Here is a 23,863-nt window from a genome sequence, read left to right on the forward strand (position 1 = left end):
ACGTAACTTGACCATGGGGAAGTCGCGCTGGGCCGTTTACGGCAAAGTGCCTGTCACGCCGAGCCCCGAAATTATTCAGCTACAATTCTTCGGAATGCCCGATAGCGGCGCCATACTCCGCGGCGGAATCCAGCACGGTGCGCCACAGGCTCTCGGCAAAGGTCGCGAACACCAGCAAATTGAACACCGCCTGTCCGTCGCGATCCGCGCCGCGCCACAGCGTGACGCTGGTATGATCCATCGAGGTCGCCGCCGCCGCCCCGACCGCGAAGACATCGAGGTGCAGATCGATCGACGACAGCTTGGCCAGCATCGCGCGCGCCTTGCCGCCGGAGACGCTGATAAGCGCCCGCGCATGCGATTGGTCGGAGAGTGAGGCCGAACCGGCAAAGCCGGAGCCAAGCGCCTCGATCGAATGCTTGCCGCCTTTCGATATCGCAAAAAACTGGTCCGGTCCGCACCAGATCAGCGTCGCATCGACAGTAGTGACAGCCCTTGGCGTTTCCGGGGCGGTGACGCCGAAGCGTGCCCACGCGGCCTCAGCCATCCCGCTGGCCTTGCCGCGCCGCGCCATCACCTGCACGAGGTCGAAATTACGGATCTCGGTCAGCGCGATGCCGGCTTCGCCAGCCGCGCCATAAGGCCCGGCGACAAGCGCATGCTCCAGCGGACCGCGGGCTTCCCAGGAAAATTCAGCCACGCTGGCGCCCTCCATCGGGATCGTAGAAGACGGGATTGCACAGCTCGACATCATAGTCCTCGCCGCGCAGCGGGTCGTGCGCATGGACGATTTCGCCGAAGCGCTCGCGGCCGCGCTCGACAAGCCCAAGCCCGATCCACTGATCGAGCATCGGCGAAAAGCAGACCGAGGTGACATAGCCCTGATCGTTGCCGGGTCCGGGTGTCTGGCCTTTCGGGATGATGTGCGCGCCGGAGCGCAGACGGCGACCCTTATCGACCGGCTTGATGCCGACAACGACTTGCCGGTCCGGCGCGACCAGCGCTTCGCGGCCGGCCATGACGCGGCCGATATAGTCCTTCTTGGTCGACATCATTTTGCCCAAGCCAAGATCGGCGGCCGTCGTCGTGCCGCTCAGTTCCGGTCCGGCGATGTGGCCCTTTTCGACGCGCATGACGCCAAGCGCCTCGGTGCCGTAGGGCGTTACGCCGAAGGGCGCGCCGGCCAGCATTAGATTGCGCGCCATGGCATCGCCGTAGCGGGCCGGCACCGAGATCTCGAAGGCCATTTCGCCGGAAAACGAGATGCGGAACAGCCGCGCCTTGAGGCCGCCGCGCAAACCGACCTCTCGTGCGCCCATGAACGGAAAGCCTTCATTCGACAGGTCTTCCGACGGGTCGACGATTTCCCTGAGCAGGTCACGGGTCTTCGGCCCGGCGATCGAGAATTGCGCCCACTGGTCAGAGACCGACGTGAGTTGCACATCGAGTTCCGGAAACAGCACCTGCCGGCAGAATTCGAGGTGCTGCATCACCAGCCCGGCCTTGGCGGTGGTGGTGGTCAGGAAATAATGGTCCTCGGCCAGCCGCGATGTCGTGCCGTCGTCATAGACGATGCCGTCCTCGCGCAGCATCAGCCCGTAACGTGCTTTTCCCACCGCTAGATTGGAGAAGGTGTTGATGTAGACGCGGTCGAGGAAGGCGCCTGCATCCGGGCCGTGCACGTCGATCTTGCCGAGCGTCGAGACATCGCAGAAGCCGACGCCCGAGCGCACTGCCTTGACCTCGCGGGTCACCGATTCCAGCCAGTCCTTCTCGCCGGCGCGCGGATACCATTGCGCGCGCTTCCACAGGCCGGTGTCGACGAACACGGCACCTTGTTCCGCCGCCCAGTGATGCGACGGCGTCAGCCGCGTCGCGTGGAAAGTCTCGTCGCGATGATGGCCGGCGAAGGCGCCGATGGCGACAGGCACATAGGGCGGCCGGTAGATTGTCGTGCCGGTTTCTGGAATGGAGCGGCCGCTCACTGCCGCCATGATGGCGAGGCCGGCGACATTCGAGGTCTTGCCCTGGTCGGTGGCCATGCCGAGCGTCGTGTAGCGCTTCAGGTGCTCGACCGACTCAAAACCCTCGCGCTGCGCCAGTTCGATGTCGGAAGCGGTGACGTCGTGCTGGTAATCGACAAAGGCCTTGCCCTTACCGGCGACATGCCAGAGCGGGGTCAGCGAAAAGGCTTCGTCGTCGGCGGCAGGCGCCGTGCCCGCCGTGCCGTTCCGCCCTGCGTCACGCGCCGCGGTTGCACCGGCGGCAAAGCCTTCGGCCAGGCAGGCGCCGAGCCCAAAGGCGCCGTTGGCGGCACCGGCGGCGACCATGCCGGGAGGGGCGCCATTCGGCACGAAGGCGGCGATGTCGTCGCGCCATGTCGGTCGGCCGCGGTGGAAGGAGGTCAATCCGACCGCCGGATTCCAGCCACCGGAAACGGCAAGCCCGTCGGCTTCAACCTCGGCGCGTGCGCCGCCGGTGAGCGACACCGCGATTTTCCTGACACCGTCCTTGCCGCCATCGACGCCTGTGACGGAACCGTGCAGCACCGGGAAGCCGCCCTTGGACGCCAGCGAACGATGCGCCGGCGATACTTCGGACCGCGCATCGATGACCGCCGCGATCTGCAGGCCGGCATCGAGTGCGGTCTCGACCGTGCGCCAGCCATCCTCATTGTTGGTGAACAGCGCGATGCGTTTCGCCGGCGTTGCCGCGTAGCGCGCGACATAGGTCCGCATGGCGGACGCCATCATCACGCCGGGCGTGTCGTTGCCGGCAAAGACGATCGGCCGTTCGATGGCGCCGGCCGCAACGACGCAGCGCTTCGCCACGATCCGCCACAGGCGCTGGCGCACCTGGTGCTCGGGCGGCGAGGGCAGGTGGTCATTGACCCGCTCGATCGCGCCATAGGTGCCGCCATCATAGACGCCGAACAATGTCGTGCGGGCCATGATGCGGACGTCGGGCATATCAGCCAGTTCGGCCAGCGTCAGCGACAGCCATTCGGCGGCTGGAACGCCATCAATCGTGCCACCATCCGACAGCAGGCGGCCGCCGGGGACAAAATCCTCTTCGCACAGGATGACGCGGGCGCCTGCGCGGCCGGCTGCCAATGCCGCTGCCAGACCGGCCGGGCCTGAACCGGCGATCAGCACATCGCAATGCGCCCATGCCTTGTCGTAGTGGTCGGGATCGGCGATGCCTGCGGCACGGCCAAGGCCGGCGGCACGGCGAATCGCCGGCTCGTAGATCGCTTCCCAGAATTTCGCCGGCCACATGAAGGTCTTGTAGTAGAAGCCGGCGACGAAGATCGGCGCGAACAGCTGGTTGACCGACATCACGTCGTGCCGCAGCGACGGCCAGCGGTTCTGGCTGGCGGCCGCGAGCCCGTCATAGAGTTCGGTCGTCGTCGCCTTGGTGTTCGGCTCGCGCCGTGCGCCTGTGCGCAACTCGACCAGAGCGTTTGGCTCTTCCGAACCTGATGTCAGGATGCCGCGCGGGCGATGGTATTTGAACGAGCGGCCGACCAGCTTGACGCCATTGGCGATCAGCGCCGAGGCGAGCGTGTCGCCCTGGAAGCCGGAGAACAGCTTGCCGTCGAAACGGAAGGTCAGCGACGCCGAGCGGTCGATGAGACCGCCGGATGTGAGACGATGGGATTGGCTGGAACTCACGATTGCCGGCCTTCCGTGAACTTGACAAAATGCGGGGCGGTTGCGCTGCCCCTCATCGCCCTGCCGGGCACTTCTCCCCGTATAGTGACGGGGAGAAGGACGCTGTCGCCCACGATTTCGCGAATCATCAACGTTGCAGAAAGGGTGGCGAGGTCGCGGCCAGCGTCCCTCTCCCCGTCCCTATACGGGGAGAGGATGCCGGCAGGCAGGTGAGGGGCGGCGCTGACCTGGCGAAAATATTTCATTTCGCAACCTGCCTCGCACCCGCACCCGCCGCCGGCTCAACGGCGGAAATCTCGTGCGTCAGCGTGTTGCGGGTGACCTTCAGCCAGGCCCGGCAGCCGCCGCCATGGTACCAGTATTCGCTGGTCGCGCCGGCGACATTGTCGCGCAGATAGACATAGTCGAAGACCTCGTCTTCCGAGGCGCCGGCCACCGGCCGCACAGGCTTGGCGTCGCCGAGATAGGTGAACTCACCGAGTTCGCGTTCACCGCAGAAGGGACAGACAATGCGCATGCTGCTCTAGACCGCCTTCAATGCAGGTTCGGTTGGGCGCCCTGGCCCTTTTCGTCGATCATGGCGCCAGTTCGGAACCGGTCGAGGCGGAACCGCGCGGCTTCTTCGTGCGATACATCGCGCGCCAGCAGATGGGCAAAGACAAAGCCGGAGCCCGGCGTAGCCTTGAAGCCGCCATAGCACCAACCGGCGTTGATATAGAGCCCGTCGACCGGGCTCTTGTCGATGATCGGCGAGCCGTCCATCGACATGTCCATGATGCCGCCCCACTGGCGCAAAAGACGCACGCGGCCGATCATCGGCATCAGCGCCATGCCGCCCTCGCAGACGTCCTCCATCACAGGCATGTTGCCGCGCTGGGCGTAGGAGTTGTAGCCGTCTATATCGCCGCCGAAGACCAGCCCGCCCTTGTCCGACTGGCTGACATAGAAATGGCCGGCGCCGAAGGTCATGACACCAGGGATAAGCGGCTTGATCGCCTCGGAAACGAAGGCCTGCAGCACATGGCTTTCGATCGGCAGGCGCAGACCGGCCATTGCCGCGACGCGCGAGGAGGAGCCGGCGACCGCCATGCCAACCTTGCCGGCGCCGATCTTGCCACGCGAGGTCTCGACGCCGGTCACCTTGCTGTTGGGATCGCGGGTGAACCCAGTGACCTCGCAGTTCTGGATGATGTCGACGCCGAGCACGCTCGCCGCATGGGCATAACCCCAGACCACGGCGTCGTGACGTGCCGTGCCGCCACGGCGCTGCAAGAGCCCGCCTTGCACGGGAAAGCGCGCATTGTCGAAGTTCAGGAACGGCATCATCTTCCTGACCGCGGCAAGGTCGAGCAGTTCGGCGTCGATGCCGTTGATGCGCATGGTGTTGCCGCGCCGCGCATAGGCGTCACGCTGCGCGTCGGAGTGGTAGAGATTGATGACGCCGCGCTGGCTGACCATCGTGTTGTAGTTGAGGTCCTGCTCCATCCGCTCCCACAGCTTCATCGACAATTCGTAGAAGCCGGTGTTGCCGGGCAGGCCGTAATTGGAGCGGATAATGGTGGTGTTGCGGCCGGCATTGCCGGAGCCGATCCAGCCCTTTTCGAGCACGGCGACATTTTTGATGCCGTACTCGCTGGCGAGGAACCATGCGGTGGCCAGGCCATGGCCGCCACCGCCGATGATAACCACGTCGTAGCGGTCCTTCGGCGTGGCGTCGCGCCAGGTGCGTTGCCAGTTCTTGTGGCCGGACAGGGCGGCACGGGCGAGCGAGAAGATCGAATATTTCATACGTTCATTCCGAGGCCGCTCGCACCACGCAGGCTGTTAAATATCCAGCGTGTGGTCGCGCTCCCATTGCGTGAAGTGCGAAGCATAGGAATTCCATTCCTGGTGCTTCAGCTTTAGATAGGCCGACGAGAATTCCTCACCCAGCGCCGCCTTGAGCGATTTGTCCTTGTCGAACTCGCGCAAGGCGTCGAGCAGGTTGAGCGGCAGCTTCGGCGCGCCCTTCACGGTATGGCCGTGCTGGTACATGTCGATGTCGTAGCGCTTGCCCGGGTCGGCCTTCGAGCGGATGCCGTCGAGGCCGGCCGCGATGATCACAGCCTGCAGGAGATAGGGGTTGGCCGCCCCATCCGGCAGGCGCAGCTCGAAGCGGCCGGGGCCGGGCACGCGCACCATGTGGGTGCGGTTGTTGCCGGTCCAGGTCACCGTGTTCGGCGCCCAGGTCGCGCCCGAAATAGTGCGCGGCGCATTGATGCGTTTGTAGGAATTGACCGTCGGATTGGTGATGGCGGCAAGTGCCGAGGCATGCTTCATGATACCGCCGAGGAAATTCCTCCCCTTGGCCGAGAGGCCGAGTTCCATCGCATTGTCGGCGAAGACGTTGGTCTTGCCGGCCTTGTCCCAGACCGAGATATGGGCATGGCAACCATTGCCGGTCAGGCCCTGGAAGGGTTTGGGCATGAAAGTCGCACGCAGGCCATGCTTTTCGGCGATCGACTTGACCATGAACTTGAAGAACGAGTGCTTGTCAGCGGTCGCCAGCGCGTCGTCAAAGGCCCAGTTCATCTCGAACTGGCCATTGGCGTCCTCGTGGTCGTTCTGGTAGGCGCCCCAGCCGAGCGCCAGCATATGGTCGCAGATCTCGGCGATGACGTCATAGCGGCGCATCACCGCTTGCTGGTCGTAGCAGGGTTTTGAGGCCGTGTCGTATTCGTCGGAAATCGTCTTGCCGTCCGGCGAGATCAGGAAGAACTCGGCCTCGACGCCGGTCTTGACGTGCATGCCGTCGCTGGCTGCTTCCGCGATCAGCCGCTTCAGCGTATTGCGCGGCGCCTGGTCGACCTCCTTGTCGTCCATGATGCAGTTGGCGGCGACCCAGGCGACTTCCGGCTTCCACGGCAGCTGGATGACCGAATCCGGATCCGGCACCGCCAGCATGTCGGGATGTGCCGGCGTCAGATCAAGCCAGGTGGCGAAGCCGGCAAAGCCGGCGCCGTCCTTCTGCATGTCGGCGATCGCCTGTGCCGGCACCAGCTTGGCACGCTGGCCACTGAACAGGTCAGTGTAGGAAATCATGAAATATTTGACGTTTTTCGCCCTTGCGAATTCTGCAAGATCAGTTGCCACGGCAGTTCCCCATTTTGTCGATTGTTGTTCCCCGAGTATGCGGGAATCGGCCCTTCGTTGATCAGAAGCCGTTCTTCCCCGGTATCCAGTTGGTGCCGGCCAGCGGCACGCCGGCCATGGCGGCTGCCTCGATCGTCAGCGCGACGAGGTCCTCGGGTTCGAGATTGTGCAGGCTGTTCTTGCCGCATGCACGCGCTATGGTTTGCGCTTCCAGCGTCATCACCTTGAGGTAGTTCGCCAGCCGGCGTCCGGCAGCGACCGGGTCGACCCGCTTCATCAGTTCGGGATCCTGCGTGGTGATGCCTGCGGGGTCGCGCCCCTCGTGCCAGTCGTCGTAGGCGCCGGCCGTGGTGCCGAGCTCGTTGTATTCCGCCTCCCAGCGGGGATCGTTGTCGCCGAGCGCGACAAGGGCAGCCGTGCCGATCGAGACCGCGTCGACGCCGAGCGCCAGCGCCTTGGCGACATCGGCACCGTTGCGGATGCCGCCGGAGACGATCAGCTGCACCTTGCGGTGCATGCCGAGATCCTGCAGCGCCTGCACCGCCGGCCTGATGCAGGCAAGCGTCGGCTGGCCGACATTTTCGATGAACACTTCCTGGGTCGCGGCGGTGCCGCCCTGCATGCCGTCGACGACGACGACATCGGCGCCGGCCTTCACGGCAAGTGCGGTGTCATAGTAAGGGCGGGCGCCGCCGACCTTGACGTAGATCGGCTTTTCCCAGTCGGTGATCTCGCGCAGTTCGAGGATTTTGATCTCGAGATCATCCGGTCCGGTCCAGTCGGGGTGGCGCGAGGCCGAGCGCTGGTCGATGCCTTTCGGCAGCGTGCGCATTTCGGCGACGCGGTCGGAGATCTTCTGGCCAAGCAGCATGCCGCCGCCGCCCGGCTTGGCGCCCTGGCCGACGACGACTTCGATCGCATCCGCCCGGCGCAAATCGCGCAGGTTCATGCCGTAGCGCGACGGTAGATATTGATAAACCAACTGCTTGGAATGGCCGCGCTCTTCCTCGGTCATGCCGCCATCGCCGGTGGTGGTCGAGGTGCCCGACAGCGTCGCGCCGCGCCCGAGCGCCTCCTTGGCAGGACCGGACAACGAGCCAAAGCTCATGCCGGCGATGGTGATCGGGATCTTCAGCTCGATGGGCTTCTTGGCGTGGCGCGAACCGAGCACGACGCTGGTGTCGCAGCGCTCGCGATAGCCTTCGAGCGGGTAACGCGAGATCGAGGCGCCGAGGAACAGAAGGTCGTCGAAATGGGGCAGCTTGCGCTTGGCGCCGGCGCCACGGATGTCATAGATGCCGGTCGCCGCGGCACGGCGGATCTCGGAAAGCGTGTAATCGTCGAAGGTCGCGGATTTGCGCGGCGTCGTCGGCGGATTCCTGTAGGTCATGCTGCCTCAATACGCGTCGGCGTTGTCGATATTGAAATTGTAGAGCGTGCGCGCCGAGCCGTAGCGCTTGAACTCCGACGGCTTGACGCCGGTGACGCCGGCGCGGTCGAGCAGGCCCTGCAGCAATTCCAGATGTTCGGCCCGCATCTCCTTGGCGATGCAGTCGGCACCCAGGCTGTCGACCTTGCCGCGCACGAAGAGCCGCGCCTCGTAGATGGAATCGCCCAGCGCGTCTCCGGCATCGCCCAGCACCACCAGATTGCCCGACTGCGCCATGAAGGCCGACATGTGGCCGATATTGCCGTGCACGACGATGTCGATGCCCTTCATCGAGATGCCGCAGCGCGACGAGGCATTGCCTTCGATGACCAGCAGGCCGCCCTTGCCGGTGGCGCCGGCATACTGGCTGGCGTCGCCTTTGATGGTGATCGAGCCCGACATCATGTTCTCGCCGACGCCGGGGCCGGCCGAACCATGCACGGTGATCGTGCTGCCGGAATTCATGCCGCCGCAGTAATAGCCGACGCTGCCTCGCACATCGATGGCAACAGGCTGGTCGACGCCGACGGCGACCGAGTGGCTGCCTTTCGGGTTCAGAACTTCCCATGCCGTTTCGTTCGAGCCGGGCGCCAGATTGTGCAGCGCCTGGTTGAGTTCGCGCAGCGACAGCTGGTCGAGATCGAAGACCCGAGGGTCGTGCGCCGCAGTCTTTGAAAGCGTGGTTGCCGGCATGAACTCAATGCTCCCAGAAATAGACGGTTGCGGGCTCCGGTTCCCAGACCCTCGCATTGTCTATGCCGGGCAGTTTGGTCAGCGCACGATACTCCGAGCCGAAGGCGACATACTGGTCGGTCTCGGCCATCACGGCGGGCTTGCAGGCGATCGGGTCGCGCACCACGCCAAAGCCGTTCTTGGTACCGACGACGAAGGTGAAGAAGCCATCGAGATCGCTCAGCGTGCCTTCCAGCGCTTCGCCGAGATTCTTGCCATGCGCCATCTGCGACGAGAGATAGGCTGCTGCGACCTCGGTGTCGTTTTCGGTCTCGAAGGTCATGCCTTCGCGGATCAGCTCACGGCGGACATTGTTGTGGTTGGACAGCGAGCCATTGTGTACCAGGCACTGGTCGGCGCCGGTCGAAAACGGATGCGCGCCCATTGTCGTCACCGCCGATTCCGTCGCCATCCGGGTGTGCCCGATGCCATGCGTGCCGGTCATCTTGCGGACATCGAAGCGATCGACGACCGCCTCGGGCAGGCCGACTTCCTTGTAGATTTCGACAACGTCGCCGGCGCCCATGATGCGGATGTCGGGGCGCAGCGCCTGGATGGTTCCGCGCGCTTCATCGATCTTGGCGGGCGTGGTCCTGACGACCGCATGGGTGGATTTCACCGCGATCGTCACCGGCGTGCCGATGGCCTTGGCGAGCTCCACCTCGAGGCCGCGGAAATCGCGGTCGGGCTTGGCTGATTGGATGGTGATCTTGGCCTCATTTTTCGAAGGCGCGCCATAGATGGCGATGCCGGCGCTGTCGGGGCCGCGATCGCTGAGCGAGATCAGCATCTGCGACAGCATCGCACCGAGCTGGGGCTCCAGCGTCTTGTCCTTCAAAAACAGTCCGACAATTCCACACATGTCAGCCTCCCGACGTTTTGTAGCTAAGAGATCGTTTGCAGCTCTGAGATGATGTATCGAATGAGTTTCATAAATTCAATCGTATGAAAAAAATATTCCTCTAGTTACGTATGCGGCTCAATGCCGCTCTGCGCACTGTCGCCGTCTCGCTGGGCATTGTGAACCCATTTGGCGGTGCGAATGCGGGCGATCTTGTAGGCGTCGAGGATCGACAAGGCATAGATCAGAAAGCCGCCGGCGTGACGGCCGACAAAGCTGGCATCCGACGGCGCGATCTTGGCCGTCACCCATGCCAGGATCACCATGAAGAAAAGGAACTGAAGGCCGCGCACCGGCACGCCGAGAATGACATGCCCGCTTCCCGGCAGCACGATTGCGGCGCCGAGAACCAGATAGGGGTTGGTGGGTGCCGTGGCGGAACTGGTCATGCGGCCTGCCGTTCGCTTTTGTTGATGGCGTCGCGAAGCGCCGACACCGACACCAGCAATCTTTCGATCAGCGCTGGATCGAGTGTGGCGTCGCCAAATTCGGCCTGCCGGAAGACGCCGTAGCGCGCCCGCTCGGCTTCGGCCAGCAGCCACACGATGCGTACCCCTTTCGGGGTGATCAGCAGTTCCTTGGCGCGCCCTTCGGAAAAAATCCCGAGGTGACCGGCGATGGTCTCCAGTGGGAAGTGGACGCCCCTGCGATCCGTCCGCAACACGGCCTCGGTCGGAAATGCGGAACTCTTCGGCAGCGTGTGGTCGAGATGATCGAAATTGGAGAAGGTCGTCGGCGACCCCGGCCGCATCATCATATCGAAGGTGCCGGGCACGGCCACCGGCTCGGTGATCGAGATGCTGAGCCAGCGTGCCGGGAGTTTCCGCGTCGCCAGTGTGTCGACGATCGTGCGCAGCTGTACTCGCAGCCCGCTCCATGACCCTTCCCAGGTGATGACGCCGGCGGTGCCGTCCGAGACATTGGCTGCGTCGGCGATGACTGTGCGGATGCGGTCCTGCTCGACGGCGAGCGCCGTCGATGCCCTGTTGCGGCTGGCACGCGCCTGCCAGGCAAGGTGGAGGACGAGAGCCAGGACAATGGCCCCGGCCAGCAGCGCTGATGTCACCTCGGACATTTTCTCATGCCAGGCCCGCCCAGGTTATGGACGGGCCTTCTCCCATCAATAACCCTGCGGCTTCGGCCACGGCATGGTGAACTGATCGCCGCGCCGCACGAATTTGTAGCGATAGAAATGGAACCACAGCGAGATCAGGAAGTAGAAGGCGACCATGGCGATCAGCTGCGAGCCGAAGCCGAGGAAGATGGCGAAGAAGGTCACCACGCACAGGCAGAACAGCACGATGGCCGGGATCGGGTGGAAAGGGTGCGTGTAGCCGCGGCGGATCGAGCCGAGCGGCCACTTCTTGCGGAACATGATGATGTTGATGCTCATGAACGTGTATTGCAGCACCCCTGACAGGATCGAGAAGGTGATCGCCTGGTTGAGATCGGCGATGAAGGCGAAGGCCAGCGCGATCGGCAGCAGGAACAGGATCGAGCGATAGGGCGTGCGATATCTCGGATGCACCGCCGAGAACCATGTCGGCAGATAGCGGTCGCGGCCGAGCGAGAACCAGGCGCGCGCCGCATCGTTGATGCAGCCATTGGCGGAGGCCATTGCGGCAAGCAGCGTGGCGACGAACAACAGGTTCTCGAGCAGCGGACTGCCGGTCAGTTTGCCCGCGTCCCAGAGCGGATAATAGGTGATGCCCAGATATTCCCACGGCATCATCGAGGCGCAGACATACCAGGTCATGGCGGCGGCGATCAAAAGCGTGATCATGCCGGCCATGGTGCCGTAAGGCAGCGAGCGGGCGGGCGAGCGCACTTCCTCGGCGGCCTGCGTGGTGCCCTCGATGCCGAGATAGTACCAGATACCGAACTGGAAGGCGGCGATGACGCCGATCCAGCCATAGGGGAGCGCATTGCCGGGAGTGACCAGCTCGTTCAGCTTCAGCACGGCGCCTTGCGTCCACGGGCTGACCGAAAAGAACAGGATGACGATTGAGATATAGGCGACTGCTGTGATGACGAAGTTGACGTTGAGCGTCATCAGCACGCCGCGATAGTTCAGCCACGCCAGCACGACGATGGTGGCGGCGATGAAGGAATTGTGGGTGAGTCCTTCGACTCCCGCCTTGGCGACGATGGTGTCGCCGAGCAGGATGGCGTCGGACACTTCGAGCATGGTGTAGGCAAAGACCAGGAACAGCGCGACATTGAACGCCATCAGCGGTCCGACGATGTGCTTGGCCTGCGCATACTGGCCGCCGGCGGCGGCGACGGTCGATGTCACCTCGGAATCGATCATCGCGACCGAGGTGTAGAGCAATCCGACGACCCAGCAGACGATAAGTGCTGCCAGCGCGCCGCCCTTGTCGGCGGCAAAATTCCAGCCGGTGAATTCGCCGACCAGAACGATGCCGACGCCGAGCGCCCAGACATGGGCCGGGCCAAGCACGCGCAGCAGGGAAACCCTGTCCCCGTGGACTGCCGGTTCAAGTGTGATCGTCATTGTTTAATCCCCACTCAAATCCGGTGTTTTTCGGAAACGGCTTCCAACTCGCCTTCGCGCGACGAGGTCAGCACCTCTTCGGAGAAGGTCGTGTCGACCTTGAACCAGTCGTAGAGCATCCACAAAGCGAGCACGATCGAGATGCCCCAGCATGCGTAAGAGAGTGCTACCCACATGATCGTGTCCCCCAACTACTTGTCGTCAAAACATTACTTGTCGTCGAATTTTTCGTTGATGACGTCGCGATATTCGCGGTCGGATGCGCGAAACAGGAAGACGAAATAGCCAATCAGCACCGCGGCCATGATGACCAGCGTCGGCCAGTCGATGACATAGTGAAAGCGGTTCTGGATGATGTCGTGCGCGGTCTCGGGCGTATAGCCGAGCTTTTCCCAGATCGAGGCCATGGTCGGGTTCTGGCCAAGCGCTTCCCAGGTCTTGGCGTCGAGCGCATCGATGGATTTCGCCGCACCGGCAAGGCCCAGCTTGAGTGGCAGCCACAGTGCCACGAAAATGGCGACCACGACGACGGCGATGTCGAAAACCTGCCCGGCCTTGCTTTGCTCCGGTGGTGTGTAGCGGGACATCTCTTCTTACCCCTCAGGACTTGCGGTTGCGGAACGCGTCGGCGTTCTTGATATCGAGCCCGTAGATGAATTCCTTGTCTTCCTTGTAGTGCTTGACCATCGCCAGGATCGCGGCCGTGTTGAAGATCAGCACGGCGCCAGCGGCGATTGCGACGACGGCCTTGATGCCGCCGTGCGGGATGTAGGGCCATGTCATGAGGAGGACGAAGAGGATCGTCGCCCACAGGCAGACGATCAGGAGCGCGGATCCGCGCACGTCGGAACGGTACAGCGCTTCGATGCGCTGCTGCATGTCTGACATCGGTTTCTCCCCTTTTTCCGCCGTCCGGTTCCGAATCTCCCGTCCGCCGTCCTCTTTCAACAGAGTGAAATTTTTTTCATAAGTTCTGTCTGAATCCCGCAATTGTCAAGCGCGATTTACGTCAGGTTAACCGTTTGCTTTGCGCGACGGATTTTGCCTGACAATGAAATTAATTGCTTATGGGTATTGCGGCGCCCTGACGTTTGCGGTCAATATTCGGCCAAAGCTCCCGCCGCTGCGCAGGGGGCAGGGAACAGCAAGAGATTTTTCGAAACGGAGGACGAGCGGATGACGGCATCCTGGAGATTTTCGACCTTGGCGGATCGCCATCGCGCGCTCGGTTCGAAGCTCGAAGACTGGAGCGGCATGGGAACCGCCTGGACCTACGACAAGGATGCCGACGAGGAGTACATCGCCATCCGCACCAAGGCCGGCCTGATGGATGTCTCCGGCCTCAAGAAGGTCCACATCACCGGGCCGCATGCCTCGCATCTCATCGACCTCGCCACCACACGCGATGTCGAAAAGATCTATCCCGGCAAGTCGGCCTATGCCTGCATGCTGAACGAAGCGGGAAAATTCACCGACGATTGCATCCTCTACCGCACCGGCCCCAATGCATGGATGGTCGTGCATGGTTCGGGCACCGGCCATGAGGAGTTGCAGCGTGCTTCGGTAGGACGCGACGTCTCGCTGCGCTTCGACGACAATCTGCACGATCTTTCGCTGCAGGGGCCAACCGCCGTCGACTATCTGGCCAAGCACGTGCCTGGTATTCGCGACCTCAACTATTTCCATCACATGCAGACGCAGCTGTTCGGCTTGCCCGTCATGATTTCGCGCACCGGCTATACCGGCGAGCGCGGCTACGAGATCTTCTGCCGTGGTCAGGATGTCGGCACGATCTGGGACAGGATCCTCGACGAGGGCAAGAGCGCCGGCATCATTCCATGCCGTTTCACCACGCTCGACATGCTGCGCGTCGAAAGTTATCTGCTCTTCTACCCCTACGACAATTCGCAGAAGTACCCGTTCGACAATGAAGGCCCCGGCGACACGCTGTGGGAACTCGGCCTCGACTTCACCGTCAGCCCCGGCAAGACCGGCTTTCGCGGCGCCGAGGAGCATTACCGCCTGAAAGGCAAGGAACGCTTCAAGATCTATGGCGTTCTGCTCGACGGCCAGGAGCCGGCCGACGAGGGTGCGCCGGTCTATCGCGACGGCAGACAAGTGGGCGTGGTGACCTGTGCCATGTATTCGCCGCTGGTCGAGAAATCGATGGGCATCGCCCGCCTCGACGTCGACTGCGCGGTCGAGGACACCAAGCTCGAAATCCGCAACAAGAGCGGCGCCATCAAGGCGACGGCGCAGCCGCTTCCCTTTGATGATCCCAAGAAGACTAAGCGCACGGCGAAAGGTTGAGGCATAGTCAACAGCGAGGGGTTCGAGGCGCGAAGACATAAATGGCAGCCAAAAGCATCATCAGCCGGCCCGTCTACGGAACCTTGTCTCCGCAGCCTGGCAAGCATCACCTTTTTATCGCGGATGCAGAAGGGGCGCTCGCGATCGGGGAGATGGCCGAGAGGGCGCCGGCCGGTTTTTTCGACGACGCCGAAATCGTCTTCATTCCGGGGCCTGATGGCAAACACATCGCCGCTCTCGAAGCGCTGAAACCGGCACAGTTTCATCAGGCGCCGTCCTTCGCCAGCCTGCTGCCACGGCTCAGGCAGACACTAGCCAACGCGCATATGGGCTTGCGCCTCTATCTCGCCGGCACCGAAGGCCTGATCGGCCAGGCGATGCAGGTGGCGCTTGAAGCCGGCATCGACCACACCTCGATCCAGACCGAGCACCGCGGCTCGCTGGCGCGGCGCATGCAGTGTGTCCACTGCAAGGGCATCACCGAAAACGTGACGACGCAGCCGGCGACCTGCGCGCATTGCGGTCTGCTGCTTCTGGTACGCGATCACTATTCCAGGCGCATAGCCGCCTTCCAGGGCGTCTGCATCAATGCCGAGGATCGCACGGAGATTCCTCCGTTGGAGGAGATCTTCCGATGAGCACCGGCACCACCAAGCTCGACGTCGTCGTCAGCGATGTCGTCCCTGTCAACGACCTGGTCACCCGCTTTCATTTCCGCCGCCGCGACGGGCAGCTCTTACCGACCTTTTCCGGCGGCGCCCATGTCGTGGTCGAGATGCGCGACGGCGAGCGGACACGGCTCAATCCCTATTCGCTGATGGGCTCGCCGCTCGACACGCGCGAATACACGATCTCGGTGCGCCGCGACGATGTCGGCCGTGGCGGCTCGCTGTTCATGCACAGGAACGTCCGGCCTGGGCTGGAGATGGTGATCAGCTATCCGGTCAATTTGTTCTCGCTCGACCTGCGCGCCAAAAAGCACCTGATGCTGGCGGGCGGCATCGGCATCACGCCGTTCATGGCGCAGACCGCGCAACTGGCGGGAGAGGGCGGTAATTTCGAACTGCATTACACCTGCCGCACAGCATCGCTCGGCACCTATGCCGATGTGCTGAGCGAGCGCTACGACCGCCGGGTCAGGCTCTATCATGACGACCGCGACGAGCGCATCGAGCTCGACCGGCTCTTGTCGTCGCAGCCGCTCGGCACGCATCTCTATGTCTGCGGCCCGGCCGGCATGATCAACTGGGTGCGCGAGCGCGCCACGGCCTTGGGTTGGCCCCCGGAGACCGTGCATTTCGAGCATTTCGCAGCCCCTCAGCCTGGGCTGCCCTTCGACGTGACGCTGGCCGTCAGCGGCAAGACGATCCGCGTCGGCGAGCAGCAGAGCCTCCTGGAAGCAATCGAGGCGGCTGGCGTCGATCCGCCCTATCTCTGCCGTGGCGGCGTCTGCGGCCAGTGCGAGACCAATGTCATTTCGCATGACGGCAAATTCATCCACAACGACCATTGGCTGAGCGAGGAAGATCACCGTTCCGGCTGCAAGATCATGCCCTGCGTGTCGCGCTTCGAGGGCCGGTCGCTGGTCCTGGAGCGCTAGGAGGAAATCATGGGCATCACCTTTCGCAAGGAAACGTTCCGCGACGATTTCACCTTCAAAAACAGCCCGGAGCACATCAGGCGCTTTCCGTTTCCGTTCCACGAAGACGCCTACATGTATGCGGTCAACATCGAGCCGCATGTCGTGGGGCCGAAGGGCAGCGTGCTGGAAAACCTGATCGACGTCGACGAGCACTATGTCGCCGAGATGCAGGATCGCGCCCTGGTGCTGGCAGAGGATCCGCTGCGCTGCCAGTCGCTGCCGCACATGACGCTGGCCGGCTGGGACCTGCTGGAACTGCTGATGGAGCAGCAGGCGTTGGGCTATCCCGAGCATTTCACGCTGACCCGCGACGGCGATCGCTGGCGCTGGATCAACCGGCCGCTCGGCATCGATGACACCTTCACTTTCGGCGATACCTCGACGCTGCCCTATGGACCGATGGAATACATCACCCGGCAGAGCCAGGGCGATTTCTGCATCCTCGACCAGCGCGACGGCAATCTGTGGATGGATGCCGGCATGGTCACCACCCAGGCCGACTGGTCGCTCGATTTCGACATCGGCATGAACTTCTTCGAATGGCACGCACCGGTGCCGCTGGCGCATGAGAAGGGGATTTTCGTCAGGGCGCTGAAGTTCCTCACCAACATCCAGCAAGGCAAGCCGGCCCGGCGGCTGAACTGGACGATGACGATCAATCCACGCCTCGACACCAGCCCCGAGAACTACCACAAATGGGGACCGGACCGGGCGACGGTGACGCCGGAGAATGTCGGCGACAAGGTGCATCTGCGGGTCGAACTGCAGAGCTTCTGGCGCCTGCCGCGCTCCAACGGCATCGTCTTCCCGATCCGCTGCTATCTGATCAAGATGGATGAGCTGGTGACGCAGCCGAAATGGGCACGGCGCCTGCATCGCGTCATCCGCGACCTGCCCGACGAACTCGCCAACTATAAGGGCCTGACGCGTTACCGGCCGGCGCTGGTCGAGTGGCTGTCGAAGCTGGATGATGGGAGCGCGACATCACCGGGGTTTGGGCCGGATTGAATAGCTGATGTTGGGGCTGCCCCTGAAGCAGCCAATCTCCCCCAAAGAGGGGGAGATGCCCGGCAGGGCAGAGGGGCGCGCCGTGGAGCGCCGGCCTTGCCCAATGTCCACCCCAGCGCTTCCGCGAAGCTCACGACGCGTCGCCCAGCCCGGCCATAATCACGACATGCTGGCAGACATTGTCGATATCGCGAATGACATCGTCATTCCAGAAGCGCAGGACCGTCCAGCCCAGCGCTTCAAACTTGGCGGTTCTTGCAGTGTCCGATTCCGACGTTTCGGCCTGGCCATGCTGGGAACCATCAAGCTCGACGATCAGCTTTTTGTCCGGGCATGCAAAATCGACGACATGGCCGGCGATAGGCATCTGACGCCGAAACCCCAGTCCCATCAGCCTGTGTGCTCTGATCTCATTCCAAAGCTTGAGTTCGGCATCGGTCATCACCTTGCGCATCCTGCGCGCATTGTTGCGGTTATTGGCGGATACTAGATTATGCGTCATCGCGGTTCGCCCCCCTCTGTCCTGCCGGACATCTCCCCCTCAAGGGGGGAGATCGAATGTCACTTCGGCTTTCGCCAATCGCCAGTGCTGCAAAAGAGGAGGCCGTCGCGAAGCCGTCGATCTCCCTCAGGAGGAGACCAAGGGGAGATCGACCTTCTGTTCACCCCGCGCTCTGCGGATAGCAGATGATCGAGAGATAGCGCATCGGCAGTTTCGTCAGTTGCTCCGGCCCATGCGGCGCGTCGGCGTCGAAGAACAGGCTGTCGCCGGGCTTCATCGGGTAGAGGTTGCTGCCGTGCCGGTAAACGACCTCGCCTTCGAGCATGTAGAGGAACTCCATGCCCTCATGCTGGAAAGTCGGAAACACATCGGAATCCTCGGTCAGCGTGATCAGATAGGGCTCGACGACGACGCCGCTGGTGTTGGAGCCGATATGGCCGAGCAGATTGTACTGGTGGCCGGCGCGCGTGCCGCGGCGCTCGACATCGAGGCCTTGGCCGGCCTTGACGAAGACGGCGCTGCGCTCTTCCTCGAAGCGGCGGAAGAAGGCTGTCACCGGGACGCCGAGCGCGCGTGACAGCGCCTGCAAGGTGGTTAGCGATGGCGAGGTAATGCCGTTCTCGATCTTCGACAGCATGCCCAGCGAAATGTCGGTGGCGACCGCCAGGTCGGCGACGGTGATGCCGAGCTTCTTGCGGAAGGCCCGCACCTCTCGGCCGATCGCGACCTCCAGCACCTTCTCGCGGGTGTCGCGAATGGCATGCGGGTTCTGCGTCAGCGGCGCGCGTATGGTTTTCTTGTCGGCCGAGACCTTTGGCAGCGGCTTGGCCTTCGCACCGCCGGGACCAGCCTTGGAATCGGAAGTTTTGTTCGCCATGTCGCCCCCCGGGACTCTGCGGATTTATTTCACTCTAGGTGAACATGTCAGGTGCCGATACAGCAGCGCAACTGCGACGGCAAGTCGCCTGAAAGCGCATGCGCACGATCCTGCGTTTGGCCGCGTCCGGTTTTTCTCAGGAAATCCACCACGGCGGAACCTTGTTTCCGCACGGGGCTGTTGACAGCACGAAAGGGCCAATTACTGTCCCTGTGAGTGAAATTTGTTTCGTAAGAGCAATTCAGATCGGGGAGGCCTGCCATGAAAAGTCGCGTTGCCGTCATCGGAGCCGGACCGTCCGGCCTGGCACAGCTCAGGGCTTTCAAGTCGGCGGCCGACAAGGGCGCCGACATTCCCGAGATCGTCTGCTTCGAAAAGCAGTCGGACTGGGGCGGCCTGTGGAACTACACCTGGCGCACCGGCCTCGACGAGCACGGCGACCCGGTGCACGGCTCGATGTACCGCTACCTCTGGTCGAACGGCCCGAAGGAATGCCTGGAATTCGCCGACTACACATTCGAGGAGCATTTCGGCCGGCCGATCGGCTCCTATCCGCCGCGCGCCGTGCTGTGGGACTACATCAAGGGACGCGTCGAAAAATCAGGCCTGCGCAAATGGGTGCGCTTCAACAGCCCGGTGCGCATGGTCACGTTTTCGGACGAGACAAAGAAGTTCACCGTCACCGCGCATGACCGCACCAACGACGTCACCTACTCGGAAGAGTTCGACAATGTCGTCGTCGCCTCCGGCCATTTCTCGGTGCCCAACGTGCCATACTTCGAGGGTTTCTCGACCTTCAACGGCCGCATCCTGCACAGCCATGATTTTCGCGACGCGATGGAGTTCAAGGGCAAGGACATATTGATCATCGGCCGCTCCTATTCGGCTGAGGACATCGGCTCGCAATGCTACAAATACGGCGCCAAATCGATCACCTCCAGCTACCGCTCGAAGCCGATGGGCTTCAAATGGCCGGAGAATTGGAAGGAAGTGCCGCTGCTGCAGAAGGTCGTCGGCAAGACCGCGCATTTCAAGGATGGCACCACTAGGGATGTCGACGCCATCATCCTGTGCACCGGCTATCTGCATTCCTTCCCCTTCCTGACCGACGATTTGAAGCTCAAGACCGTCAACCGCATGTGGCCGCTCGACCTCTATGAAGGCGTCGTCTGGGAGAAGAACCCGCAGCTCTCCTACATCGGCATGCAGGACCAGTTCTACACCTTCAACATGTTCGATGCGCAGGCCTGGTTCGCCCGCGACGTCATCATGGGCCGCATCAAGCTGCCCTCGGCCGAGGCGATGGCGGAACACGGCGCGAAATGGCGTGCACGCGAGGAGACGCTGGAAGACGCCGAGCAGATGATCTGGTTCCAGGGCGACTACACCAAGGAATTGATGGACCAGACCGACTATCCCGGCTTCGACGTCGAGGCGATCAACCAGACCTTCATGGAGTGGGAGCACCACAAGGGCGAAGACATTATGAGCTTCCGCGACCACGCCTACCGCTCGCTGATGACCGGCACCATGGCACCGCTGCACCACACGCCATGGCTGCAGGCGCTGGACGATTCGATGGAGAGCTATCTCGAGGTGAAGGGCGTCGCGGCGGAATAACGGGGTGGGCCTGCCGTCAGGCCGGCGCCTCGACCCAGCCGTGGCGACTCTCGCCATAGACAGACTGCGTCGGCGCCGGGAATGACGGGTCTCCGAAACAGCCGACGGCAACGGCCACCGCCGCCGATTTTCGTGATGGGTACCAGAAGACCGTCGAGCCGCACGTTCCGCAGAAATGGAAAGTGACGGGAAAGCCGCTGTCGGAATCGCGTTGATAAGTCTGGAATGAGCCGGTGGTCTCGGTATCGGCCGCATTGAAGAAAGCAGCGATCCCGAACGGACTGCCGGTCCGCCGCTGACAGTCCAGGCAATGGCAAAGCGAGACCTTGGCCGGCTCTTGCGGACATCGGATCTGCAATTGACCGCAGGTGCAGTGGGCGATCCGGCCAGTCATCATTCTCTCCTGTGTCCGGGCTACAGAATCCCTACCCCAGCCTTGCCCTGGCCTTCGCCGTCCAGGCGCTGAACAGCCGGTCGGCGACGATGCCGATGAAGGCTATGGCGAGACCCGCGACGATGCCACGGCCGGAATCGGCCTTGGACAGCGCGATGAATACTTCCTGGCCGAGATCGCGGGTGCCGACCATGGCGCAGATGATGATCATCGCCAGCGCCATCAGGATCGTCTGGTTGACGCCAAGCATGATCTCCGGCAGCGCCAGCGGCAGTTGCACGCGAAAGAAGGTCTGGCGCGGCGTGCAGCCCGACACCTTGGCCGCTTCGATCAGCGCCGGCGGCACCTGCCGGATGCCGTGATTGGTGTAGCGGATGGCCGGCACCACGGCGAAGGCTATCGTTGCGATCATCGCGGTGACGTCGCCGACACGGAACAGCATCACCACCGGGATGATGAAGCAGAAGGACGGCAGCACCTGCAGCGTGTCGATGATAGGTGTGACGATCTTCTCGAAGCGGTCGCTGCGCGCGGCCATCAGGCCGATGGGGATGCCGATCAGGCAGGCGATGAAAGCCGAGATGCCGCAGAGATAGACCGTTGCCATGGTCTTTTCCCACAGGCCGGTGACGGCGCAGAAGGCGGTCAGCGCTGCCACTAGAACGGCCAGCCGCAGGCCGGCGAGCTGATAGCCGGCAAGGCCGAGCAGGAACACCGCACCGAGCCACGGAAACCCCTCGCAGAAGGCACGCAGCGGGTTCAGCAAATTGAGGATCAGCGCCACGCGAAACGCTTCGATCGTGTCGAAGAAATTGATCGTCACCCAGTTCACTGCCGCTTTCCACAGTGGAGCCGTGGTGAAGGTGATCGCTTTCGGCACCGCTGCGAAGGCCGGCACGAACAGGCCGAGCAGCGTTGTCACAATAAGGATAGCGATGGCCAGCGTCAGATTGGGGTAGCGCCGCCAGAAGCTCGGATTGATGGCTTGGTGAACGTGGCCCTTTGCCTGCTTGTGCGCGATGGCCTGGCTCAGCCGATCGAGCGCGATGGCCAGCGCCACGATGGCGAGGCCGGCTTCCATCGCCTCGCCGACCTTCAGCGCGCGCAGTGCGAGCAGCACATCGTAGCCGAGTCCGCCGGCGCCGATCATCGAGGCGATGATGACCATGTTCAGCGCCAGCATGATGACCTGGTTGACGCCGACCATCAGTGTCGGCCGCGCCGAGGGTAAAAGTACTCGCCACAATTTCTGCCGCGCCGTGCAGCCAGCCATCTCGCTGAAATCGTCGATCTCGGAGGGTACGCGCGACAGCCCCAGCATCGTCGCCCGTACCATCGGCGGGGTGGCGAAGATGGCGGTCGCGATCATCGCCGAGACCGGGCTGTTGCCGAACAGCAGCAGCATCGGGATCAGATAGGCGAAGGTCGGGATGGTCTGCATCAGGTCAAGGGCAGGGGAGACGATGAGCCTTTCGGCCCACGGCTTGCGCCACGCCCAGATGCCGGCGAACAGCCCGGTGACGATGCAGAACGGAACCGCGATGGAGATCAGCGCCAGCGTCAGCATGGCGCTGGTCCATTGGCCAAACAGGGCGATGTAGAGGAAGCAGCCACCGACCAGCAGGCTGAGCTTTCTGCCGCCAACGGCATGTCCGGCGAGGAAGGCGGCAGCGCAGACGCCGACCCAGGACAGGCGCGGCAGGACATAGGCCTCAGTGCCATGACCGATCTTGAAATTCTTGGCCAGCAGATTGAGCGCGAAATCAAGGGGAACACCGAGCACCGCCGTGATCGAGCGGGTGAGCCAGGACAGGTTCGACTTGATCCAGCGCATCAGCGCGCTGACCCAGTCGGCGACCGGCACGACGGCGCTTGCCGGATAGTTGACGGCCCAGGGCAGCCTGTCCTGCAGCAGGAACACGACAAGCACGGCGGCAAGCGCTGCGGCCCAGATCAGCAGCCAGATCTGAATCGGCCGTGACCTTGCCTCGCTGGCGCTTGCCGTCACCGTCATGCGCCGGCCCTTGAGCGATCGACGCCGGCCAGCAGATCGATCACCGCTTGCGGCGTCACCTCGCCGATCGGCTTGCCGGTGCCGTTGACCACCGCGAACGGTTTGTTGGCCGCAACGATGCTGGCGGAAAAGCTCGATATCTTGGCCTCCGGCGCCACCGTGCCGCCGTGCTCCGAGCCGTCGCAGGCGCGCATCAGGCTGCGTGCCGAGATCACCTTGGCGCGGTCGACGTCGCGCGTGAACTCGGCGACATAGTCGGTCGCCGGATTGACCACCAGCTCTTCCGGCGTGCCGATCTGGATGACCTCGCCATCCTTCATGATGGCGATGCGATCGGCAAGTCGGATGGCCTCATCGAAATCATGGGTGATGAAGACGATGGTCTTGTGCAGCATGGTCTGCAGCCGCATCAGCTCATCCTGCATTTCGCGGCGGATCAGCGGATCGAGTGCCGAGAACGGCTCGTCGAGGAACCAGATTTCCGGCTTTGTCGCCAGGCTGCGGGCGATGCCGACACGCTGCTGCTGGCCGCCGGACAGCTCGCGCGGATAGAAATGCTCGCGCCCGCGCAGGCCGACTAGCTCGATCACCTCGCGGGCCCGCACTTCGCGTGTCGCCCGGTCCTGCCCTTGAATGCTGAGCGGGAAGGCGATGTTCTCCAGCACGTTGAGATGCGGCAGCAGGGCAAAGTTCTGGAACACCATGCCCATGCGGTGTCGTCGCAATTCGATGAGTGCTGCATCCGAGATTTTCAGGAGGTCATTGCCCTCGAATTCGACCTTGCCGTGGGTCGGCTCGACCAGCCGCGACATGCAGCGCACCAGCGTCGACTTGCCGGAGCCCGACAAGCCCATGATGATGAAGATCTCGCCCTGGCGGATTTCGAGGTCGACGGCGCGCACCGCGCCGACCAGCCCGGCAGCGGTGACGTCGGCCATGCTGGCCTTGCCATCGCGTTCGCGGATGAAATTGGCCGCGTTCGATCCGAACAATTTCCAGACATTGCGGCAGGCAAGCTTTATCGGACGGACATCTTTTGGCGCGCCCGCCGCGTTTGGCTCCTGTTCAGTCGTATCCGTCATTCAATCGTCCTTCTGGAACATCAAGAAGTGA

Annotated in this window: 24 protein-coding genes; 5 read left to right on the forward strand and 19 right to left on the reverse strand. The window is 63.0% G+C overall.

The genetic code is table 11. The annotated features are described in order from the left end of the window. Positions 1–79: 79 nt before the first annotated feature. The 14 genes from ACFOJ9_RS08810 to ACFOJ9_RS08875 form a co-directional block, all read right to left on the reverse strand. On the reverse strand, positions 80–700 hold the full coding sequence (locus ACFOJ9_RS08810) for a sarcosine oxidase subunit gamma (protein ID WP_378978520.1): 621 nt from the start codon (positions 698–700) through the stop codon (positions 80–82). After that, a complete protein-coding gene (locus ACFOJ9_RS08815; RefSeq protein WP_378978521.1) occupies positions 693–3,674 on the reverse strand; it encodes a sarcosine oxidase subunit alpha in 2,982 nt (993 codons plus the stop codon). Before ACFOJ9_RS08815 ends, ACFOJ9_RS08810 begins: the two co-directional genes overlap by 8 nt. A 241-nt stretch (positions 3,675–3,915) precedes the next feature. Next, positions 3,916–4,191: a sarcosine oxidase subunit delta gene (locus ACFOJ9_RS08820; RefSeq protein ID WP_378978522.1), complete on the reverse strand. Its 276-nt coding sequence runs from the start codon at positions 4,189–4,191 to the stop codon at positions 3,916–3,918. A gap of 17 nt (positions 4,192–4,208) precedes the next feature. Beyond that, a complete protein-coding gene (locus tag ACFOJ9_RS08825) occupies positions 4,209–5,462 on the reverse strand; it encodes a sarcosine oxidase subunit beta family protein (protein WP_378978523.1) in 1,254 nt (417 codons plus the stop codon). A gap of 36 nt (positions 5,463–5,498) precedes the next feature. Beyond that, positions 5,499–6,806, reverse strand: coding sequence for a type III glutamate--ammonia ligase (gene glnT / locus ACFOJ9_RS08830; protein WP_378978524.1), 1,308 nt, complete (start codon positions 6,804–6,806; stop codon positions 5,499–5,501). Between the two features lie 61 nt (positions 6,807–6,867). Next, the gene (locus ACFOJ9_RS08835; protein WP_010914750.1) at positions 6,868–8,196 is read right to left on the reverse strand and encodes an FMN-binding glutamate synthase family protein; all 1,329 of its coding nucleotides are present in this window, start codon (positions 8,194–8,196) and stop codon (positions 6,868–6,870) included. A gap of 6 nt (positions 8,197–8,202) precedes the next feature. Next, positions 8,203–8,928, reverse strand: coding sequence for a GltB/FmdC/FwdC-like GXGXG domain-containing protein (locus tag ACFOJ9_RS08840; protein WP_023808739.1), 726 nt, complete (start codon positions 8,926–8,928; stop codon positions 8,203–8,205). A 4-nt stretch (positions 8,929–8,932) separates the two neighbouring features. Further along, complete coding sequence (locus tag ACFOJ9_RS08845) at positions 8,933–9,829, reverse strand: class II glutamine amidotransferase (protein ID WP_378978525.1); 897 nt, start codon at positions 9,827–9,829, stop codon at positions 8,933–8,935. Positions 9,830–9,933: 104 nt separating this feature from the next. Continuing rightward, a complete protein-coding gene (locus ACFOJ9_RS08850) occupies positions 9,934–10,257 on the reverse strand; it encodes a hypothetical protein (protein WP_378978526.1) in 324 nt (107 codons plus the stop codon). Continuing rightward, positions 10,254–10,943, reverse strand: coding sequence for a hypothetical protein (locus ACFOJ9_RS08855; protein WP_378978527.1), 690 nt, complete (start codon positions 10,941–10,943; stop codon positions 10,254–10,256). Before ACFOJ9_RS08855 ends, ACFOJ9_RS08850 begins: the two co-directional genes overlap by 4 nt. Before the next feature lie 45 nt (positions 10,944–10,988). After that, positions 10,989–12,383: an APC family permease gene (locus tag ACFOJ9_RS08860; RefSeq protein WP_378978528.1), complete on the reverse strand. Its 1,395-nt coding sequence runs from the start codon at positions 12,381–12,383 to the stop codon at positions 10,989–10,991. 14 nt (positions 12,384–12,397) lie between these two features. Next, positions 12,398–12,559, reverse strand: a complete 162-nt coding sequence (locus ACFOJ9_RS08865; protein ID WP_292180450.1) for a hypothetical protein — start codon at positions 12,557–12,559, stop codon at positions 12,398–12,400. Between the two features lie 33 nt (positions 12,560–12,592). Continuing rightward, entirely contained in the window at positions 12,593–12,970 is a 378-nt protein-coding gene (locus ACFOJ9_RS08870; protein ID WP_056581341.1) for a hypothetical protein, read from the reverse strand. Positions 12,971–12,983: 13 nt separating this feature from the next. After that, on the reverse strand, positions 12,984–13,271 hold the full coding sequence (locus ACFOJ9_RS08875) for a hypothetical protein (protein ID WP_378978529.1): 288 nt from the start codon (positions 13,269–13,271) through the stop codon (positions 12,984–12,986). Between the two features lie 288 nt (positions 13,272–13,559). On the opposite strand from ACFOJ9_RS08875, the gene ACFOJ9_RS08880 reads away from it, so the two are divergent. From ACFOJ9_RS08880 to ACFOJ9_RS08895, 4 genes are read left to right on the forward strand one after another with little or no spacing between them, the layout of a single operon-like run. Further along, on the forward strand, positions 13,560–14,693 hold the full coding sequence (locus ACFOJ9_RS08880; protein ID WP_378978530.1) for an aminomethyltransferase family protein: 1,134 nt from the start codon (positions 13,560–13,562) through the stop codon (positions 14,691–14,693). Between the two features lie 41 nt (positions 14,694–14,734). Beyond that, on the forward strand, positions 14,735–15,331 hold the full coding sequence (locus tag ACFOJ9_RS08885) for a dimethylamine monooxygenase subunit DmmA family protein (protein WP_378978531.1): 597 nt from the start codon (positions 14,735–14,737) through the stop codon (positions 15,329–15,331). Next, positions 15,328–16,293 (forward strand): PDR/VanB family oxidoreductase, encoded by a 966-nt coding sequence (locus ACFOJ9_RS08890; RefSeq protein WP_378978532.1) that lies wholly within the window; start codon positions 15,328–15,330, stop codon positions 16,291–16,293. Before ACFOJ9_RS08885 ends, ACFOJ9_RS08890 begins: the two co-directional genes overlap by 4 nt. Positions 16,294–16,302: 9 nt before the next feature. Further along, a complete protein-coding gene (locus ACFOJ9_RS08895; protein ID WP_136621556.1) occupies positions 16,303–17,343 on the forward strand; it encodes a heme-dependent oxidative N-demethylase family protein in 1,041 nt (346 codons plus the stop codon). Positions 17,344–17,473: 130 nt separating this feature from the next. Here ACFOJ9_RS08895 and ACFOJ9_RS08900 read toward each other — a convergent pair whose 3' ends face one another. Next, entirely contained in the window at positions 17,474–17,845 is a 372-nt protein-coding gene (locus tag ACFOJ9_RS08900) for an endonuclease domain-containing protein (protein ID WP_127255257.1), read from the reverse strand. A 160-nt stretch (positions 17,846–18,005) separates the two neighbouring features. Beyond that, positions 18,006–18,722 carry a helix-turn-helix domain-containing protein gene (locus ACFOJ9_RS08905; protein WP_378978533.1) on the reverse strand — a complete coding sequence of 239 codons (717 nt, stop codon included), beginning with the start codon at positions 18,720–18,722 and terminating at the stop codon, positions 18,006–18,008. 261 nt (positions 18,723–18,983) lie between these two features. On the opposite strand from ACFOJ9_RS08905, the gene ACFOJ9_RS08910 reads away from it, so the two are divergent. After that, a complete protein-coding gene (locus ACFOJ9_RS08910; RefSeq protein WP_378978534.1) occupies positions 18,984–20,342 on the forward strand; it encodes an NAD(P)-binding domain-containing protein in 1,359 nt (452 codons plus the stop codon). A gap of 16 nt (positions 20,343–20,358) precedes the next feature. Here ACFOJ9_RS08910 and ACFOJ9_RS08915 read toward each other — a convergent pair whose 3' ends face one another. Genes ACFOJ9_RS08915 through ACFOJ9_RS08925 form a run of 3 tightly spaced genes read right to left on the reverse strand, consistent with a single transcriptional unit; the run spans position 20,359 to position 23,832 of the window. Further along, positions 20,359–20,736, reverse strand: a complete 378-nt coding sequence (locus ACFOJ9_RS08915) for a GFA family protein (RefSeq protein WP_378978535.1) — start codon at positions 20,734–20,736, stop codon at positions 20,359–20,361. Between the two features lie 31 nt (positions 20,737–20,767). After that, complete coding sequence (locus ACFOJ9_RS08920; protein ID WP_378978536.1) at positions 20,768–22,750, reverse strand: ABC transporter permease; 1,983 nt, start codon at positions 22,748–22,750, stop codon at positions 20,768–20,770. Beyond that, on the reverse strand, positions 22,747–23,832 hold the full coding sequence (locus ACFOJ9_RS08925; protein ID WP_378978537.1) for a quaternary amine ABC transporter ATP-binding protein: 1,086 nt from the start codon (positions 23,830–23,832) through the stop codon (positions 22,747–22,749). Before ACFOJ9_RS08925 ends, ACFOJ9_RS08920 begins: the two co-directional genes overlap by 4 nt. Positions 23,833–23,863 lie beyond the last annotated feature (31 nt).

Origin of the sequence: Mesorhizobium cantuariense (genome assembly GCF_042647205.1) — a bacterium.
Taxonomy (GTDB): Bacteria; Pseudomonadota; Alphaproteobacteria; order Rhizobiales; family Rhizobiaceae; genus Mesorhizobium; species Mesorhizobium cantuariense.